This window comes from Microvenator marinus, assembly GCF_007993755.1.
Lineage (GTDB): Bacteria > Myxococcota_A > Bradymonadia > Bradymonadales > Bradymonadaceae > Allomicrovenator > Allomicrovenator marinus.
In genome coordinates, this window is the sequence record NZ_CP042467.1 from 2674600 (window position 1) to 2691121 (window position 16522).

General features: G+C 54.1%; 12 protein-coding genes. 4 read left to right on the plus strand and 8 right to left on the minus strand.

Annotation, left to right across the window (positions count from 1 at the left end):
* Window positions 1-13 precede the first annotated feature (13 nt).
* From FRD01_RS10960 to FRD01_RS10970, 3 genes are all read right to left on the minus strand, one after another.
* Window positions 14-6238 (minus strand): hypothetical protein, encoded by a 6225-nt coding sequence (locus tag FRD01_RS10960; protein WP_146959549.1) that lies wholly within the window; start codon window positions 6236-6238, stop codon window positions 14-16.
* 135 nt (window positions 6239-6373) lie between these two features.
* Complete coding sequence (locus FRD01_RS10965; RefSeq protein WP_146959551.1) at window positions 6374-6724, minus strand: hypothetical protein; 351 nt, start codon at window positions 6722-6724, stop codon at window positions 6374-6376.
* Window positions 6725-6810: 86 nt separating this feature from the next.
* Window positions 6811-8130 carry an ATP-grasp domain-containing protein gene (locus FRD01_RS10970; protein WP_146959553.1) on the minus strand — a complete coding sequence of 440 codons (1320 nt, stop codon included), beginning with the start codon at window positions 8128-8130 and terminating at the stop codon, window positions 6811-6813.
* A 317-nt stretch (window positions 8131-8447) separates the two neighbouring features.
* Here FRD01_RS10970 and FRD01_RS10975 point away from each other — a divergent pair, with 317 nt between their 5' ends.
* From FRD01_RS10975 to FRD01_RS10990, 4 genes are all read left to right on the plus strand, one after another.
* Window positions 8448-9731, plus strand: coding sequence for an NAD(P)/FAD-dependent oxidoreductase (locus tag FRD01_RS10975; RefSeq protein ID WP_146959555.1), 1284 nt, complete (start codon window positions 8448-8450; stop codon window positions 9729-9731).
* On the plus strand, window positions 9728-10846 hold the full coding sequence (locus FRD01_RS10980; protein ID WP_146959557.1) for a 4Fe-4S binding protein: 1119 nt from the start codon (window positions 9728-9730) through the stop codon (window positions 10844-10846). The genes FRD01_RS10975 and FRD01_RS10980 overlap by 4 nt, the downstream gene beginning before the upstream one ends.
* A gap of 86 nt (window positions 10847-10932) precedes the next feature.
* Complete coding sequence (locus FRD01_RS10985) at window positions 10933-12096, plus strand: DNA gyrase C-terminal beta-propeller domain-containing protein (RefSeq protein WP_146959559.1); 1164 nt, start codon at window positions 10933-10935, stop codon at window positions 12094-12096.
* Entirely contained in the window at window positions 12093-13169 is a 1077-nt protein-coding gene (locus FRD01_RS10990) for a long-chain-fatty-acid--protein ligase (RefSeq protein ID WP_146959561.1), read from the plus strand. Before FRD01_RS10985 ends, FRD01_RS10990 begins: the two co-directional genes overlap by 4 nt.
* A gap of 4 nt (window positions 13170-13173) precedes the next feature.
* On the opposite strand, the gene FRD01_RS10995 is transcribed toward FRD01_RS10990, so the two are convergent.
* The 5 genes from FRD01_RS10995 to FRD01_RS11015 all read right to left on the minus strand — a co-directional run bounded on the left by FRD01_RS10995 (window position 13174) and on the right by FRD01_RS11015 (window position 16459).
* Window positions 13174-13668 carry a hypothetical protein gene (locus FRD01_RS10995; protein WP_146959563.1) on the minus strand — a complete coding sequence of 165 codons (495 nt, stop codon included), beginning with the start codon at window positions 13666-13668 and terminating at the stop codon, window positions 13174-13176.
* On the minus strand, window positions 13661-14251 hold the full coding sequence (locus FRD01_RS11000; RefSeq protein WP_146959565.1) for a hypothetical protein: 591 nt from the start codon (window positions 14249-14251) through the stop codon (window positions 13661-13663). The genes FRD01_RS10995 and FRD01_RS11000 overlap by 8 nt, the downstream gene beginning before the upstream one ends.
* Before the next feature lie 180 nt (window positions 14252-14431).
* Complete coding sequence (locus FRD01_RS11005) at window positions 14432-15250, minus strand: HipA domain-containing protein (protein ID WP_146959567.1); 819 nt, start codon at window positions 15248-15250, stop codon at window positions 14432-14434.
* A 12-nt stretch (window positions 15251-15262) separates the two neighbouring features.
* Complete coding sequence (locus FRD01_RS11010) at window positions 15263-15502, minus strand: helix-turn-helix domain-containing protein (RefSeq protein WP_249756182.1); 240 nt, start codon at window positions 15500-15502, stop codon at window positions 15263-15265.
* Window positions 15503-15589: 87 nt separating this feature from the next.
* Window positions 15590-16459, minus strand: a complete 870-nt coding sequence (locus tag FRD01_RS11015; protein WP_146959569.1) for a hypothetical protein — start codon at window positions 16457-16459, stop codon at window positions 15590-15592.
* Between the last annotated feature and the right edge of the window lie 63 nt (window positions 16460-16522).

Here is a 16522-nt window from a genome sequence, read left to right on the forward strand (position 1 = left end):
AAGCGGTCTTTGATTATGGGGCTGGTGGTGTGATCGCTGCGGTGATTGTGAATTCACCAGCGTTGTCATCATCAAAGCCCCACACGTCCACGATGACCGTCATTGTTCCGCTTGGAGGAATGGTGGTCGTGAAGGTTTCGACACCGGACGAGAAGTTACTATCCTCATCAATCAAACATGAGTTGATGAAGTCGGTGCACGTCTCGACTGCCCAGAGAACCGCATCAAAATCGGCATCAACCGTGATAGTGACGGAGTCTCCAGGTGTTCCCGTGACCGAGAATGCAGCATCTCGACCTGCGGTCGAATTTGCGGAACATTGCCCACCAGTCGCCAACTGATGCTGGTCAGAATAGTCCTCAATGTTGCCCGTGTAAGGCGTACCACTTGAGATATCTATTGCAGTCGCACAAGTATCATTTGGTGCTGGGCTACAGGCGCCCATGTCGCAACCAAAAGTACAGGTGCTGGTTTGGGTGAACCCAAGACCACTACAGGTGACGAGGTCACCTTGGTCGCAGAATGGTGCGTCACCAGGTGTACAATCTGGAGTTCCAAGTAGGATCTCTAGGTCGTAGGTGCCGGATGGTGTGGATGTGAAGAAATCCGCGTAGACGTAGACAATGCCATCTGCAGGGAAGACGTAGGAGATTTCTTCGGTGCCCGAGGTTGCGTCGCTACCGTCCTCGCACGTGTTTACATCACCACAGGTCTCGAGGACGTAGAGCGAAGCATCACTGGCAGCCGTCATCGTGACTTGCAGGACATCTCCTGCAAGACCTTGGACAGCGTACACATGCTCAGGTCCGTTTGAAGAGAAGCCTGTGCATAGCGAACTGTTGAGGCTCAGGTCGTTGCTCGTAGCCACAGGTACAGCCGAGAAGGTTGTCGACTGGGTGACAATGAATGGCTCAGCGCAGTTTTCGCCGTTTGGATCCACACATGTGAGGTTCTGATTACATTGACCACTGGAACAGCTGTAGACACCTGGTAGTCCGAAGCTGTCACAGAGAAGGATATCTCCGTTGGTGTTGTCGCAGGAATCAAGCGTGTTCGGTGCACAACTTGGAGCTTGAATCTGGATGTCCACGCTGAAATCACTGAACGTGGTGCTCGACACGAAGTCGGTCACGATAGTTACGAAGCCTGCATCTGGCATCACCAATTGCAATCTCTCACTGAGTCCGGTGGATGTATTGGAGCCAGCCAAGCACGTGCTGGAATCGTTGCACGCTTCAAGCGCGTAGATGACCGGATTGCCAGTAGTCGCAACCATGTCGACGGTGACCACCTCACCTGGTTGTCCAGTCACTCGGAAACGAGCGTCTGGACCGGATGCGCCGGTACCACTGCAGTTGGTGGAGTTCGTGTTGGTCAATGTGCTGGCAACCATATTGAACGAGGCCGATCCAGAAACGTTGATCATTTCGTGACACACGTCGCCCGATGGACTGTCACAGCCGGTCGGTGAGCATGACCCACTCGAGCAAGTTTGAGCGATTTGGAATCCCGCGTCGCAGTAGTCTACATCACCTGCGTTACAGCCCAGAATTTGTCCGTCTACGCAGCCCGTGAATGCTTGAGTGTCAATGGTGAGCGTGTAGGTGCCTGTTCCAGTGTTGTTTGTAGAACTGAACACATCGGCAACAATGTATGCATAGCCTTCTGCTGGGATGACAAAAGTAATGTCCTCAGGGTTTCCGCTATCTGAGTCTTCAAGACACGTATTGCCGGTTTGAGCACAGTCAGTCACAGCGTAGAGAACTGCGTCGAACGTTGCGTTGAGTTCAGCAATGATTCGATCACCTGGGTTGCCTGTGACTCGATAGATAGCGTCGCGGCCGAAGGTGCTACGAGCCACGCATGCAGTACTCGAACCGCTGACTAGGCGCACTTGATTCGTGAAGTCTGTGATGGTTCCGGTGAACGTGCCACCGGTTCCTGCTTCGATGGCTTCTGGGCAGAAGTCACCATTTGGAAGGTCGCAGAGGCTTCCATTACATGCGCCCGAGGAGCATGTATATTCCTCAATAACACCAAACCCGTCACAGTATTGGACGGTACCCGCGCTACAACCCAGTTGGGCGCCAGGCGTGCAACTTGGGGCTACTACTTCGATCTCAAGAGTGAAATCAGAATTCGTGACAGACGACGCGAAGTCAGCGACAACGAAGAATGGATCGGTAGAATCGAGCACGAAACGAAGTCGCTCAGCACCCGTGGTAGTCGCATTGCTCGAGCTTCCGCAGGATGCAAGGTCGTTACAATCGTCAAGGGTGTAGACCAGGGCGTTTCCTGCTCCTGTCGGCGTCATCGTGACAGTGACAACTTCACCCACGTTCCCTTGGACCTGATACACAGCGTCAGGACCACTTGCGGTTGTACCGGCGCATGTTGAGGAAGCGTTGAAGCCATTGGTCAGGTTTGCAACCGTTTGAGTGAAGACTCCGCCGCCTTGTGGAACTGGAATTGCCTCGTAGCACACGTTTCCATTTGGCTGCTCACAGGCATCGCCCGCACCATTGCACTGACCGGAACTGCAGAGTGCGCGGTCAATAAATGAACCGGTCGAGTCACACGATTCAATAGCACCATTATTGCAGCCTACGAACTCGCCAGGAGTACAGGAGACCTGTGGGTCGACATAGGTTGTCAACGTGAACTGGCCAGCATCATCATTTGGAGTTGAACCGAAGACGTCAACAATGACGAAGAGTTGACCACTGGACGGGAAGACTCCGCTGAGGGTACCGCTGCTTCCAGGAATATCTCGGCCAGCAACGCAGCTCGTTCCAACCGCCGCACAGTCCTCAACAAAGTACATGACAGAATCGAACGCTGCACTCAATTCAGCACGCAATCGATCCCCTGGGTTTCCTTGAATGACAAAGGTCGCATCGCGGCCACCCGATGTAACCGAGGAGCAAGTCCCAGAAGTGAGTTGATATTGGTTGCTGAAATCTTCGATCCGACCTGTGACTGAACCGCCGTTTTGAAGTTGGACGGCGCCGGCACAGACGTCATTTGGGCCAAAGTTACACACGGCGTTTTGGCATCCATAGGTGCAGGGGGTTGTTACGCTAAGCCCTATATCACTACATGAAACCACGGCTTGACCCGCGCCATCACACGCATCTGGGGCACCTACCGTACAATCGGGCTGACCGATGAGTATTTCCAGATCATAGGTGCCTGTTGGCGAAGATGAGAAGTAGTCTGCGTAAAGGAAAATTGAGCCGTCGGTCGTGAAGGTGTAGTCCACCACTTCTGGATTTCCGGAGTCATCGCCATCGAGACAAGACTCTCCGTCGCCACAGCTTTCGAGGATGTAAATCGCAGCATCAGACCCATTAGGTGTCATCGATGCGCGGAAGACATCGCCAGCTTGTCCACGAACCTCGTAAATGCGGTCGCCACCCGGCGTATTGAACCCGGTACAAGACGTGGCACCCGGACGATTGAGTGAATTGATGGTGGCCACAGGGACACCGGTGAAGGTCGTGGATTGTTCAACTACGATGGCCTCTGGACATACTTCGCCGTTAGGGTTCTCACATACGGCGCCGTTGCAGATACCGCTGTTGCATGTGTAGGTTTCTTCCAAGCCAAGCGAATCGCAGGATGTGATCACACCAGCAGCACACGAGATGAAAGTATCAGGGGTACACTCTGGAGCTTGGACACTGATGTCCACGGTGAAATCGCTGTCGGTGAAGGAAGACGAGAAGTCCGCCACAACGATGACAGGGTCCGTCGAAGTAAGGGCAAATTGAAGTGTTTCGGCGCCAGTGGTCGTACTGTTGACGCCTGCAAGACAGGTAGCGGAATCGCTGCATGAATCCAGCGCGTAAACGATTGCGTTTCCGCTGCCGCTTGGGGTCATGGTCACGGTGACAATCTCGCCAACGGCTCCTGCGATTTCAAGACGCGCATCTACGCCTGGAGCTGTCGAACCACTGCAATTTGTAGAATTGGTATTTGTAAGGTCATCAACGAGGAAGCTGAAGGTTCCTCCGCCGGTTGGGACTGGAATAGCTTCGAAGCACGTATCTCCGTTGGGAGTTGCGCACGCATCGCCGTCACAGGCGAGTGATGAACAGTCGTAGAACTCTTGGATGCCGAGTGAGTTACAGACCGGAATCTGGCCAGATGCACAGGTGCCAACTTCGTTAGGCGTACAGGTTGGCGAATCGATCTGGATATCTAGGTCGAATGTTCCCGAAGCCGAAGCCGAGTAGGCGTCTGCCCCTATAAAGACAGGGGACCCATCTGAAACGAAAGAAACCGTTTCGGGATTACCACCGTCGCTTCCTTCGATACACGAGGAGATATTCCCGCACTCCGTCAACACATAGAGCGACGCGTCAAACGTTGCGTCCATGGTCACGGTGACAATATCGCCAGCAGCGCTCTGGATCTGATAGAACGCCTCTGCTCCAAGGCTCTGTCCGAAACCGGTACATGCTGTACCTGTCACCGAGAAGGTGTTGGTGAGGTCCGAAAGAGGGATGTCAGTGAACACCGTGGATTCGGTCACAACGAACGCTTCCTGACATGTGTCGCCGTTTGGTACGCAAGTTCCGGTGGCTTGGTCACAGCCGAGCGAGCAGTTGACCTCTTCGAGGGCAGTTCCGAGCTGGTTACACACCAATGCTTTGTTCTGGTCAGCCGGGTCACATGCGTTATCGGCTGGCGTACAAATCGGAACTTGGGACTCGTAGGTCAACGTGTAGGAGCCACCGGAGGCTGCGTTGGCGGCGTGAACCACCACATAGTAACGGCCTGGAAGAAGGACTTGAGCGAAGGTTTCTTCAACTCCAACGGCACCGGCGTTGAGACACTCGGTCTCAGAGCCATCAATTTCACATGCAGTGCGCAAGCTCAATGTAAGGTCTGCGTTCTCGTCGGGTGTGAGCACCATCGAAACAGCGCGTGCCTCAGGGAGATCGAGCAAGTAGATATCTTCAGCCGTTTGTGCGTCCGAGACACATGATGGAGCCAATGGAATGGCAGCACCGCTGATGGTGGTACCGGTCTGACTTGCAGCGATTGCCGGTGCGTTTGCACAGGCTTGAACAACAGCGCCGTCAAGGAGGTCAGCGTAGAGACCGTAGCGAACGCCTGGCGTTGCAAGGCCTTCACCGGAAACCATGATGGTGTAGACACCCTGATTGATGGCGGAAATAGCGTAAGTCAGCTGGGCCACGCCATTGGTTGACGTTACCTCACCGACGGACGTTCCGCTTGGGTTTAGAATTTCGATCTTTACTTCGCCCAGACCGATATCTTCTGAGAACACGCCAGCGCGAACGAAGAGGTCGCCGGTAAAGTCGTTATCGTCGAGGGTATCGAAGGTATAGACATCAACGTCAGCATCACAAAGTGTTGCGGCGATTTCGCCATTGGTCTTGTCGGCCACGAAATAGTCTGTGGCTTCAGCGTCCGTGTTGTTTGGTTCAAACGCATCAGCTTCACATGCAGGAGCGTCCGTACACTCACGTTCGCGGCAAACGCGATCACCGGTGCAGTCGAGCGCCGATGAACATCCTGCTTCATTCTCTGAGCAGGTCACGGCTTGAGCGCCGTCGTAATCACAGTTTTGGTTACCCGTGCACTCATCACACGCAACTTCGACGGTTTCGCAAACGCCGGAGTTACAGTAGTTGCCGTCGAGGCAATCATCTTGAGTGGAGCATGAATCTGGGTTGACACACTCACCGGTGAGGCCGTCGCACACACCGCGCGGGCAATCGACCATGTCCACATCACATTGATTGACGGTACATGAACCTTCCACGCAGAAGTTGCCTTCGAGGCACTCCATATCTGAGGAGCATGTTGGGGAATCTACACACGCTCTTGCGGAGAGCGAGCAAACACCGCGATTACACTCAAGGTCTTGGCAGTAGGTGGCTTCGTCTACACACTCTTGGCCGTAGCACTCGAAGCCGTCCAAGCACTCCGTGGCCTGGTTTTCGATAGTACACACGGAGGCGTTAGCGCACTCACCCGTTTCGATGTCGCAGACTCCGCGGTCGCACTCAACATCTGCACAGAGGTCAACTTCGCAGTCGTCTCCTACACATGGAACACACTCACCTGTGGCGGCGTCACACACGTCGGTGCCATCACACGTGACATCTTCACAGAGATCGGGCTGGCCTTTTGGCGGGTCGTCGTCGGAACAAGCTGCCGCAAACAACAGTGATAAAACAAGTAAACTTCGCAAAATCCGCATTCAGAACTCCTAACGACAACAGCATCGAGGCCGTAAACGAAAGGCGCCACTATAGGGATTTTTGATTTTCACGCAAGTGTCACAAAATTTGCGCGAAGTTTGAGCATGTTGTGGGGAATAGAGAAACTACGCCAACTACCCAAAAATGCGGCGGATGCCGAGCACTGCGCGGTAAAGCGCAACGTCTCTCATGGGTCCTTGTGCGCCAATGGTGGCAAGGAACATACGACGGCCTGCTGCGCGGAATTCGCATGCAGACGCGTTCTGGTGGTCTGGTCGGGAGCCGTCGTCGAAGATGTTCGGAAATCCGCGGACCCAATCGGTCAGGGTTTCCGTAGGGGACACGGCACTTGCCGCGACTGAGCCAGCCTCATCGACAAGAACACAATTCTCCAGGCCGAAGTCTTCGATGACCTGCTGGAGTTGAAATTCTGTGGCGGTTGTTGGGTCTTCACTTCGTCGTGAACGTCGGTTGGTTTCTTCCATGACACCTTCTCCTTCGGCTAGTTCCGTCGAGTTGCATCCTTGCGTCTTTCAACCTAACGGATGAAACACAGACGTCAACAAAAAGGTTAGAAAACGGGTTTTTGCCCGTTCATGGAGATGATGTCAAACTTCCCTTTCTCGGTGATCGGTCCGACATTGTAGAGGATAAAATGCCCCTCTTGGGTGCGAGGGTTGTAGAGCTTGGGCTCGAGCGCCTGATGAAGCTCCTTGAACGACTTTCCGACCAATGAGGGCTCCACCCAATCCTGCGCCACATAGTGCGGACGCTCATCAAAGAGCCTGTCCATCAAGTGCATGGGCGTTGAGGTTCCGCCCCAACGGCCATTACACTCAGTAAACCTTGGCCGCCCGTCTTGGCCGACCACAAAATCGAAAGAGCAGCGACCTACGTAGCCAAGCTCTTGGAGCGCCGTTGCGACTTTGAACGATGCTTCGCCAATGGCGGAGTTGAGGTCGGCGGGCAGCGTCGAAGGCTGGGAGCCGAGGAACATCTTTTCAACCCCGACGAGGAGTTGCTCGTAGACGCCATCGAGCCTTGGTTGTCCTTTGCCAAGTGGTGGAATCCAGGTCTGGGTGGACGGGGAATCATCAGAAACCAGCCATTCCACGACAAGTATTTCTTCGCGTCCGTCCCATTCGGTATCGTCGAGAAATTCTTGGACAAGGGCGAGCCGTGCCTGGTCGGAGAGGTTAGAAACCTCTTGGCTATCAAAGACTCGGTTACCCATGGCAGAAGCGCAACGTGTGCGCTTGAGACCCACAAAATCAAAGTTCTTCGCGAAATCTTTGAGGAGCTCGGAGAGCGCGTCCGCGGAAAAGGCGTGTGCCGTCTTTGGAACCCAACTCTCGCCTAAGGTCTCGGCCACAAGAGCGGTAAGGGTGGCCTTGTCGTTTGCGAGCCAGAGTACGGCTGGTGGCGGGCCCACAACTTGAGGCTTAACTCCGTCGGCGCTGAGTTTTTGGGCGAGCGCCCAGACCTCGTCGATGGCCATGTAGGGGTGAATCAGAACGTGCTGACTTGGCTGGTCTCGCGACCATTCCAGGAGTGAGCGGTAAGCTTCTTCTTTGAGGCACGCGTGGGTGACTCTGGTGGCTTCTTCGACCGGTTCGGCCACAAGATGCTCGGGCGCGCCTAGGCCAAGCCATCGGCAATAATCCTCATATCCAGGCTGCGCCTTGGAGACGCTGACAAAGAGGTCTTGGTCTCGCGCTCGCACGCGAGCACGGTGTTGGTATTCTTCAACGCCAGCAATGCCCGCCACAAAGGGGATTCCACTGACATCTTCGAGATGGATTGAGGGCCTCTCCGTACCGTCCCATTTGAGAGGTTCAAAGGAACGGTTGGCTTCGAGAACGAGACTTCGGGTGGTATGAAAATCAAACATCGCGCGATTCTAGGCCGAAAACCCGGCAGGCGCGAGACGGTTTTGAGATGGCGCCCATAGCTCAGCTTGGAAGGAGATAAGCCGAACCACAGGCGCCTCGATCATAAGGTGCTTGTTTGAGGGATTTGGTTACAAAAAATCGTGTAACGATTTTGCGATTTTGCAGACTAATCGATGGACCACGCAATAAACGTGTGCTTTTTGAAGTTAGGTCGTGCACTTTGCGACGCGAGAAAGCCGTCGTTCATCCTATTTTTTGTCGAATTTGAACGGTTTCGCGCGTAGAAAGAGTTTTCATAACAAGTTCAAGAGTTTGTATGCATTATGTGATCGTCGGAAATGGCGTAGCGGGAGTCGAAGCGGCACTCAAGATTCGTGAGCGATATGCGCCTGAAGAGGCGAAAATCACGGTAATCAGCGAGGAGACCGACTATTTCTTCTCGCGCACGGCGTTGATGTACGCCTACATGGATCTGATGACTCGGAAGGATTTAGAGCCTTTTGAGCGCAAGGTTTTCGACAATCTGAAGATCGAGTTGGTTCGTGGGCGCGCGGTGGATCTCGATGCCGACGCGCACACCTTGAAGCTCGAAGACGGCAAGACGCTGAACTACACGAAGCTCCTTTTGGCGGTTGGAGCCAAGCCCAATATCTTTGGTTGGGATGGCATCAAGGACGCAAAGGATGGCGTGGTTCACTTTGTGTCCATGCAGGATTTGGATGCGTGTGAGCGCCTGACGCCCAGCACCAAAAGCGCGGTCGTTGTGGGTGGAGGTTTGATTGGTATCGAGCTTGTGGAGTGCCTGAAGCACCACGGCGTGAACGTGACGTTTTTGATCCGAGAGCCCTTTTACTGGCCGATGGCGCTTAGCTCTGAAGAAGGCGCCATGGTCAACGGCCATATGCAGGCCCACGGTGTGGATGTTCGGCTCGAGGAGGAGCTCTCCAAAGTGAAAGTGGACGCCAACGGGCGAGTTTCGGGGGTCGAGACGAACAAGGGCAACGCTATCGAATGCCAAATGCTTGGGATTTGTGTGGGCGTACACGCGAATAAAGAATGGCTGAACGAGTGCAAGTCTACGCCGGAGCTCGGGCGCGGAATCAAGGTCAATCGCGCGTTTGAGACATCGCTGCCGGATGTGTATGCGGCCGGCGATTGTGCTGAGATTGTTCGTGAAGACGGAAGTACCTTCCAGGAGACCATCTGGTACTCCGCCAAACTCCACGGCCAGCTCGCCGCGCGTTCTATGATGGGTGATGCGGTGGATTACGAGAAACCGCTCTTCTACAATTCATCCAAGTTCTTCCATATCGAGTACACGACCGTGGGCGAGGTGGTGAATCTGGCAAAGGGCATTCGTTCTCTGTACAGGCGGCACCCGAAGAAAGAGATTTCGCAGCGAATTGTGTACAACGAAGCAAACCAGGTCATCGGCTTTAATATGCTCGGGTCGCGCTGGAATCACAACGTCTTGGAACGCTGGATTCACGAGAGACGCAGCATCGAGTGGGTGCGTAAGAATCTGGCTCAGGCACAGTTTGATGTAGAATTTGGGCGCGCAAAGCTCGAAGAGTTTGATGAAAAGGAGATCGTTCAATGAGACGTTCAGGCAAAATCGGCTGGTTTCTGCACGATGTGAAAAATCGCGGGATAACGGCCTGGCTCATCTCCGGCGTGCTCCTTCTCTTCTACGTGCTTTTGTATTTCACTGAAGAGCTCCAACCGCTGGTCAAGCTGCTGGGGTTTGACAAGAAGCCGTTCGAGGGCAAGTGGACGCTCTACGGCCTCCTCTACACATTCGCGATCGTGACCGGCGGCGGATGGATGCTCTACAAATACCGGCACAATAAGTACCAAATTGTACGCACGATTGTGGTGATGTTTGTGCAGACTACGCTGGCGTTTTCGGTCCCGATTTGGCTCAATTTCATCGACCAGCCGGCCTATTATTTCTCGTATCTATGGCCCTTGAAGATTGAGTATTTCTACCCTTCGAGCATTCTCTGGATGCCGATTCCGTTCATCGTCTACTCCATCTTGGGCTCATTGATTCTGGTGCCCGTGCTTGGGATTTTCTTCGGCAAACGTTGGTATTGCTCGTGGGTGTGTGGATGCGGAGGGCTTGCAAACACGTTCGGAGAACCGTGGAGGCATCTGACGAGCAAGTCGGAGGCGTCGTGGAAGTTTGAGAAGTATTCCATTCACATCACGCTGGTCTTCAGCATTCTCACCACAGCCCTTGTGGTGATTTCGTACGGTGTTGGCGCGAAATACCCTGAGTTTGTGGAGACGACGAAGACCGTGCAGAAGACCTATGGGCTTTTGGTATCGAGCATTTTGAGCGGTGTGGTGGGCGTGGGTCTCTACCCGATTGGTGGCACGCGAATCTGGTGTCGAAATTTCTGTCCGATGGCCGCATTCCTGGGGCTCATTCAAAAGTTCGGGCGATTTAGGATCACGGTGAAGGAGAATATGTGCATCTCGTGCGGGATGTGCACCAAATACTGTGAGATGGGCATTGATGTGCGTGCCTACGCGCAGCGGAATCAGTCCTTTGTGCGCGCTTCATGTGTAGGTTGTGGGCTCTGCGCCGAGGTATGTCCGCGCGGCGTGTTGCGCCTTGAAAACTCCTCCGAGCCACATCCCCAGGAGCTCACCATGAACGCGCTCATTCACGAGTCGTGGAAACAAAAACCTCACCGTAAGGCGCTCTAGGGGCCAAGTCGCTATTCAGACCCCGTGCGTTGACTGATATCAGCGCAAAGAGTTAGTCTCCCGCGCAACTAGCGCACGAGGACAACATGGCGAGCATCATCGAGAGAATACAAGAGGTCGCAAGCCAAGAGGGTGGCGACGACGAATTACTGGCAACGGCCGCCCCAACTCATCACCCAGAACTCTGGGAAGACGCGCTTGACGCCTATGGCACGTGGGATGCGGCATTGATTGCCGCGCTCTGCGACCTGGTGCAGAAGAAGGCGCGAACATCGGCGGCGAAGGACCGCGAGGAGGGCGCGATTCAGCGGCTCAAGACCGCAGCCGCCCGTGAGCCTGTCTACGTTGTGAGTGACGACGGGACATTGTTTTGGATAGACGGCGAGGAGCTCGAGGCAACGGACGCACCGGAGTTTTTGCCTCCTCCTGAGGACGCTGGCCCGATGCGGTCTTTCTCGCATATCGGCACGTCGGATGGCGTGTTCCTCTTCTCAAATCTCGGCCGCTTCTTTGGCGTGGACCCAAGGCTTGTGCCTCAGTGGATGGGCGAGTCGCCGGTTCGTGATATGGGCCAAATTTTGCCGCTACAGGGCGGAGAAAATATCCGGTTTGTCCTGCCCAGAAAGGCGATGTACGAGGGTCGCGTCATCCATATCACTCGCGATGCCAAGGGAAAGGCGTCTGAGGTTTCTGAGATTGGAAGAACGCTCGATAGGACTGGGAAGGAAGCATTTCTGCTCAACGACGACGATGTGCCTGTGGCTGTGCTTGCCGGCCCCACAAAGAACGGCGTGTTTTGTGCCTCGGCCATGGGTCAGGGGATTCATTTTGATGCCGACGATATGCGCTCAATGGGGCGAAAGGCCGTGGGCGTCAACGTCATGAAGTTGGACGGTGATGATGACTCCGTGGTCTCGGCGTTCCTCACGAATGAAGTCGAACAAGTTGCGGTCATCACGAAGTTTGGCTGGTCCAAGAGGCTCTGGTTCGATGAGTTCCGCCAACAAGGACGCGGTGGTGGCGGCATGCAGGTCTGCAAATTGGACCCGGGTGATACCGTGGTTGCCGTAGTGCCCTGTGTGAACTCCGAAGACCTTGTGGTTTCGACGAGCCACGGACGTGTGTGGAGATTTGCGACCACCGAGCTCGAGATTATGGGCCGTCCGGCGCGCGGAAATCGGATCTTTGAGATGGAAGAAGGCGAGTTTATCATTGGCCTTGCTCCCCTGCCGTGTGGATCGAACGAATGAACGCGCTCCGAGCCGAGCTCATCGAAGCTATCAATGACCCAAATACAGATTGGGACCGTGATTTCGACGCCTGGGCGACCCGAATTTTTGCGCACCAGTTCGAGCATAATGCGCCCTATAGAAATCTAGCTGAAGGGCGTGGAATCTCGAGCGTCAGTGGATGGCGCGAGGTGCCGGCTGTGCCTACCGACGCGTTTAAGTACGTGGAGTTGAGCACGGCACCTGACGCGGTCACGCATACGTTTTTGACGAGCGGCACCACATTGGATGCGCGCGGCAAACACCACTTTTTGAATCTGGACGTGTACCGCGCGGCCATCGAGGGCCCGTTTCGCAACTACTGCCTCCCCAAGGGCCGAATGCCCATCCTGGTGCTCGCCGCGGCGCCGGGCGAAATGCCCGAGAGTTCGTTGAGTTTTATGTGCGGCGAGCTGCTCAAGACGTGTGGCGACCCGCGGTACAGCGGTTTTTTCCTCGCCCGAGAAGAGAACGGCGAGTTCGAGTTTGATTATGACGGGGTTGTGGACGCTTTGGACTTTTTGGAAAAATCCAAGGTGCCGGTCTTCATCCTCGGGACGGCGTTTGCGTACGTGGATTTTCTGGACACGGTTGGCGACCTGAGATGGAAGCTTGCGCCTGGCTCTCGAGTGCTTGAAACGGGAGGCTTAAAGGGCCGGACCCGCGAGGTATCTCGGGCTGAGCTTTATGCGTTGTTTGGCAGCCGATTGGGGATCGCTCCGAGCCACGCGCTCAGTGAGTACAGCATGACCGAGCTCTCGAGTCAGGCCTATACAGACGCCATGGTGCGTGGCGTAGGTCATGAAGAAGCCGTGTTCCGAACGCCAGGTTGGGCCAGGGTTGAGATTGTGGACCCTGTGTCTCTGGAGGTGCTTGACACACCGGATGCCCGCGGCCTTATTCGTTGGTACGACCTTGCGAACTTAGACAGCGTGATGGCCGTACAGACCTCCGACATTGGTCAGAGGCGAGCCGGCGGTTTTGTGTTGGAAGGGCGTGCCCCTGAGGCCGATCTGCGGGGCTGCAGCCTTGTGATTGAGGAAATCGTGGGCTGATGGGTTATTCAAACTCGATTTGTGTTTCCTGAATCTTCACCGCCGGCCTCCCCTCAAATTCAATCGTAAGATCTGCCGAGATATAGTCCTCGAAGATCTCGATAGAACCTGCGGCTGATGATGCGCTCAACGCCGTCTCAGGCGCCGCACCTTTGTGCATGGGCGCGCCGGCCACACACGCCTGGTCCTCAATGAAGATGGACTCTACGGATTGAGCTGAGACTACGTTTTCAAACGGCGAAGCTGAGACCGAATTGCTCAATACAACGTTCAAACACTCCTGAGTGGACGAGGCACGAATCCCCCAATAATCATATCCACCACTGAAATCGGATAACGCGTACACTCGATTCAACGGCGCCATATCCTCTTCAACATTCATGTCAGCGGTTGCATCTCCCCCGGCATCTTCACCGAGTTCCCACGGACCGGAATCCTGATTTGAACTGCATGCTGCGCACAACAAGAGAAACCCCAGGGTTGTAAACTTCTTACTCATCGACTGGACCTCCAGGACAGATCAGGACCGGTATGTCCGACATCTCAACCTTTAGGACCGAAGTACCAAAAGGATTGCCATTACTTTCGCTGAGCGCAACTTCGACTCTTCCTTCTGTCAGTGTCACTGGATAATCGTCAATGGCATACTCAAGAGAAACCTCACCACTAACTTGGTCTACATTCGCATGTTGAGATTGATCACCGGGAATCTCTGACGGACAGCCAGAATCATCGACTACTGAAGCAGCTAAGAGTCGCCAACCTTCATCCGTAACCAGACTTTGGTTGGCGGAAGCTTCCTCACGGCTAAGAGTGAGAAGAAGACACCCAGACGGTTCGCTATGCTCAGCGTAAATAGTAACTTTATCTCCAAACTGGTCTTGGCAAACCTTTACCTCGAAGGTTGAATAGACAGGTGGCACAAACTGATCCGGCTCAGCGTCTTCGGGCACGTCGGCTGGGGCATCCTGTCCCATGTCCTCAATGGACGTGTTCTTCCCATCACCGGGTTCGTCTTCCGAGCACCCGTGACACAGGACCAAAAAACTAAATGCCAGAGCGAGAGATAAACCTTGTTTCATTGCTTGACCTCTTCAAAACCCATGGCGGCTGGGGGTCCAAACCTAGCGGACAAAGACCTTAGACTCTCTGGTGAAAAACCAATTCGACCGAAGGGATGCTTCTAGGTTTAATCCATGGCGAAATTGTTAGTACTACGTTCCCTACCGTTGACGCGAAGCTAACCATTGGCCAAAGTAGTGTCAAATAGAACGTGTTGCGGGCAGCCTCTTGAGCAAGGTGCGGGAAACATCATCAAGAGCTTCTCGCTGAGCACCTTGTTCGAGCAGGTTGCTTTTTAGCGAATCTATGATTTCTGGGGCCATTGAACACATTCGGTCGAGCTCATTGAAGACGATTTTTGGCGAAACGTCGATGTGCTTGGCCATCGTGGACCAGTCGTCTCGCTTCAAGTTGTCTGGTGATCGATTGCGGCCAATGGGCATGGCAAGTGTTCGGTCAACGCCCCTGTAATTTCGTGTACACACGAGGTCGTAAAACGGAGCCAGATTACACCCCCGGAAGTCACGCATCATTGAGATGTTTTTGGCGTGGGCGTCGGAGTTACCCGCCAATACATTGAAAATGGTCAATCTAACGAGTGATTGGATGTCCACCACTGGCTTCGAGGAATGTTCTCGAAGAACTCTTGAAACATTTGCCAATGTCACGTCGTACTTCTTTGAAGGGGTCAGACCTAAAATCTGGCAGAAGTCTTCTTGGTGTATTCGCTCAACACCCTCATCTCCAACCTCGCGATCGAATCGCTCGACGACGAGAAACGGGCGCCCGAGCCGGAAATCAAGCTCCACACTCGCTACCGGGAGTGATAGTGCCGCGGCGAGCTTCATCACAAAGTATTCGTTGACACTGAGGTGCTGAAACCGAGGGGAATCGAATTTTAGGATGTGGGTGCTGGCTTCATCACTCGACGGCCAAAAATAGTCGTCATCAGCCTTCACGACCGTGGTCTTGTATTGGGCGCCAGCCAGTGAAAGTCGCGGAGCCCACCACAGACCCACGAAAGAGCACGTTCATAGCGTTGGGTCCCTTGGTTGGACGAAGACATCAATCCCAACGCTGTGGAGGAGAAGAAGGACTTTGGCAACTTCAGCACTTTCTTTCCCTCGCTCAACTTCTGAGACGAATCGGGTGCCGAGCGCACAAAGTCCAGCTAGCTCGGCCTGCGTGAGGCCCAACTTCTTTCGCGCTTTGCGAATGGCCAGCCCCACATCAGTCATATCCAACACCCGTATTTGCGGCTTTCTCTCCATGCCAATTACCGTACGGGATTTTTTTGAGAAACTCAATGAATTTCGAGCATTTTATTCCCGAACGGTAATCCAAGAGTCGGAACAAACTCAGGATTCGAAGACGTCTTTCGCGTCAGCAGCTGTAACAATAGCTTCAAGCCATTGTTCAAGGCGATGCTGATCATGGCAGCGTTCCAGAATCTCTAGGTGCCTTGTGCTCAGCACGAGTTTCCGGGCCTTTGCGACGCGGAGAATTGAGGCTCGGAGCCCCTCTTCGATACCTTCCTCTCTACCTTCCTCTCTGGCTTCTGCCTTGAATTCTTCCCAAAATGTGCGTGTTCTCATGTCTAGCTCCATAAAGTGTTGCCTGACTTCCTCAGTTACAACCTCTAGTATTGTATCAGAAATTGCGTCCATGTCCCTACGTGTTAGCTTTCCCGCTTCATAGCTCTCAATGCACTCATTCATTGTCGCTCGGTAGAGCGGTTCTGCGTAGTCTTTCCGGGCGTGAACCATTGAGCAGAACAAACCCCACCATGGGTTTTCTGCAAGCTGCTCGGCGGTCAACATTCGAGGCGTGGTAGAAGGCCCGATCACCGTAGGTGTCCAACTCCCGCGGCTCGTGAACTGAATCGGTCTACTGGCCCATGCCTCGACTTGAGTAGAAAACGTTACCACGATGAGTTCGACGGGCATTCCCTGGCCTTTCATGAAAGCCACATAGTCGGTCCATGCCTGAGGTTTCTCTGCGTCGACCTCTCGTTGGACCTCGGCGATGACATAGTATTCCTGTGCCGCCTGAACAAGAAACACGCAGTCTGCGCGCCTTACTGAAGGTTGTGTTCTTGTAAATTCTGACTTCTTTTCTTCGACGCCGCCTCCAGGCTTGGGAGCAGGCAATCCGGTTAAACGCAACGCAGAAGCCAGACTCTTTTCCAAGAGCTTCTCCATGGCTGCGTGGGTAAATGTTAGCCCCATAATGTCTCCTTAGAATCGCGCCCGCAAAATCACGGGCGTCTATCTATATTTTCGGACACTTTG

Excerpts from the sequence above, each read along its gene's own strand:
- FRD01_RS10965 (WP_146959551.1), bottom strand. The coding sequence starts at position 6,724 with ATGGAAGAAACCAACCGACGTTCACGACGAAGTGAAGACCCAACAACC.
- FRD01_RS10990 (WP_146959561.1), top strand. The coding sequence starts at position 12,093 with ATGAACGCGCTCCGAGCCGAGCTCATCGAAGCTATCAATGACCCAAAT.
- FRD01_RS10960 (WP_146959549.1), bottom strand. The coding sequence starts at position 6,238 with ATGCGGATTTTGCGAAGTTTACTTGTTTTATCACTGTTGTTTGCGGCA.
- FRD01_RS10980 (WP_146959557.1), top strand. The coding sequence starts at position 9,728 with ATGAGACGTTCAGGCAAAATCGGCTGGTTTCTGCACGATGTGAAAAAT.
- FRD01_RS10975 (WP_146959555.1), top strand. The coding sequence starts at position 8,448 with ATGCATTATGTGATCGTCGGAAATGGCGTAGCGGGAGTCGAAGCGGCA.
- FRD01_RS10970 (WP_146959553.1), bottom strand. The coding sequence starts at position 8,130 with ATGTTTGATTTTCATACCACCCGAAGTCTCGTTCTCGAAGCCAACCGT.
- FRD01_RS11015 (WP_146959569.1), bottom strand. The coding sequence starts at position 16,459 with ATGGGGCTAACATTTACCCACGCAGCCATGGAGAAGCTCTTGGAAAAG.
- FRD01_RS10985 (WP_146959559.1), top strand. The coding sequence starts at position 10,933 with ATGGCGAGCATCATCGAGAGAATACAAGAGGTCGCAAGCCAAGAGGGT.
- FRD01_RS10995 (WP_146959563.1), bottom strand. The coding sequence starts at position 13,668 with ATGAGTAAGAAGTTTACAACCCTGGGGTTTCTCTTGTTGTGCGCAGCA.
- FRD01_RS11010 (WP_249756182.1), bottom strand. The coding sequence starts at position 15,502 with ATGGAGAGAAAGCCGCAAATACGGGTGTTGGATATGACTGATGTGGGG.
- FRD01_RS11000 (WP_146959565.1), bottom strand. The coding sequence starts at position 14,251 with ATGAAACAAGGTTTATCTCTCGCTCTGGCATTTAGTTTTTTGGTCCTG.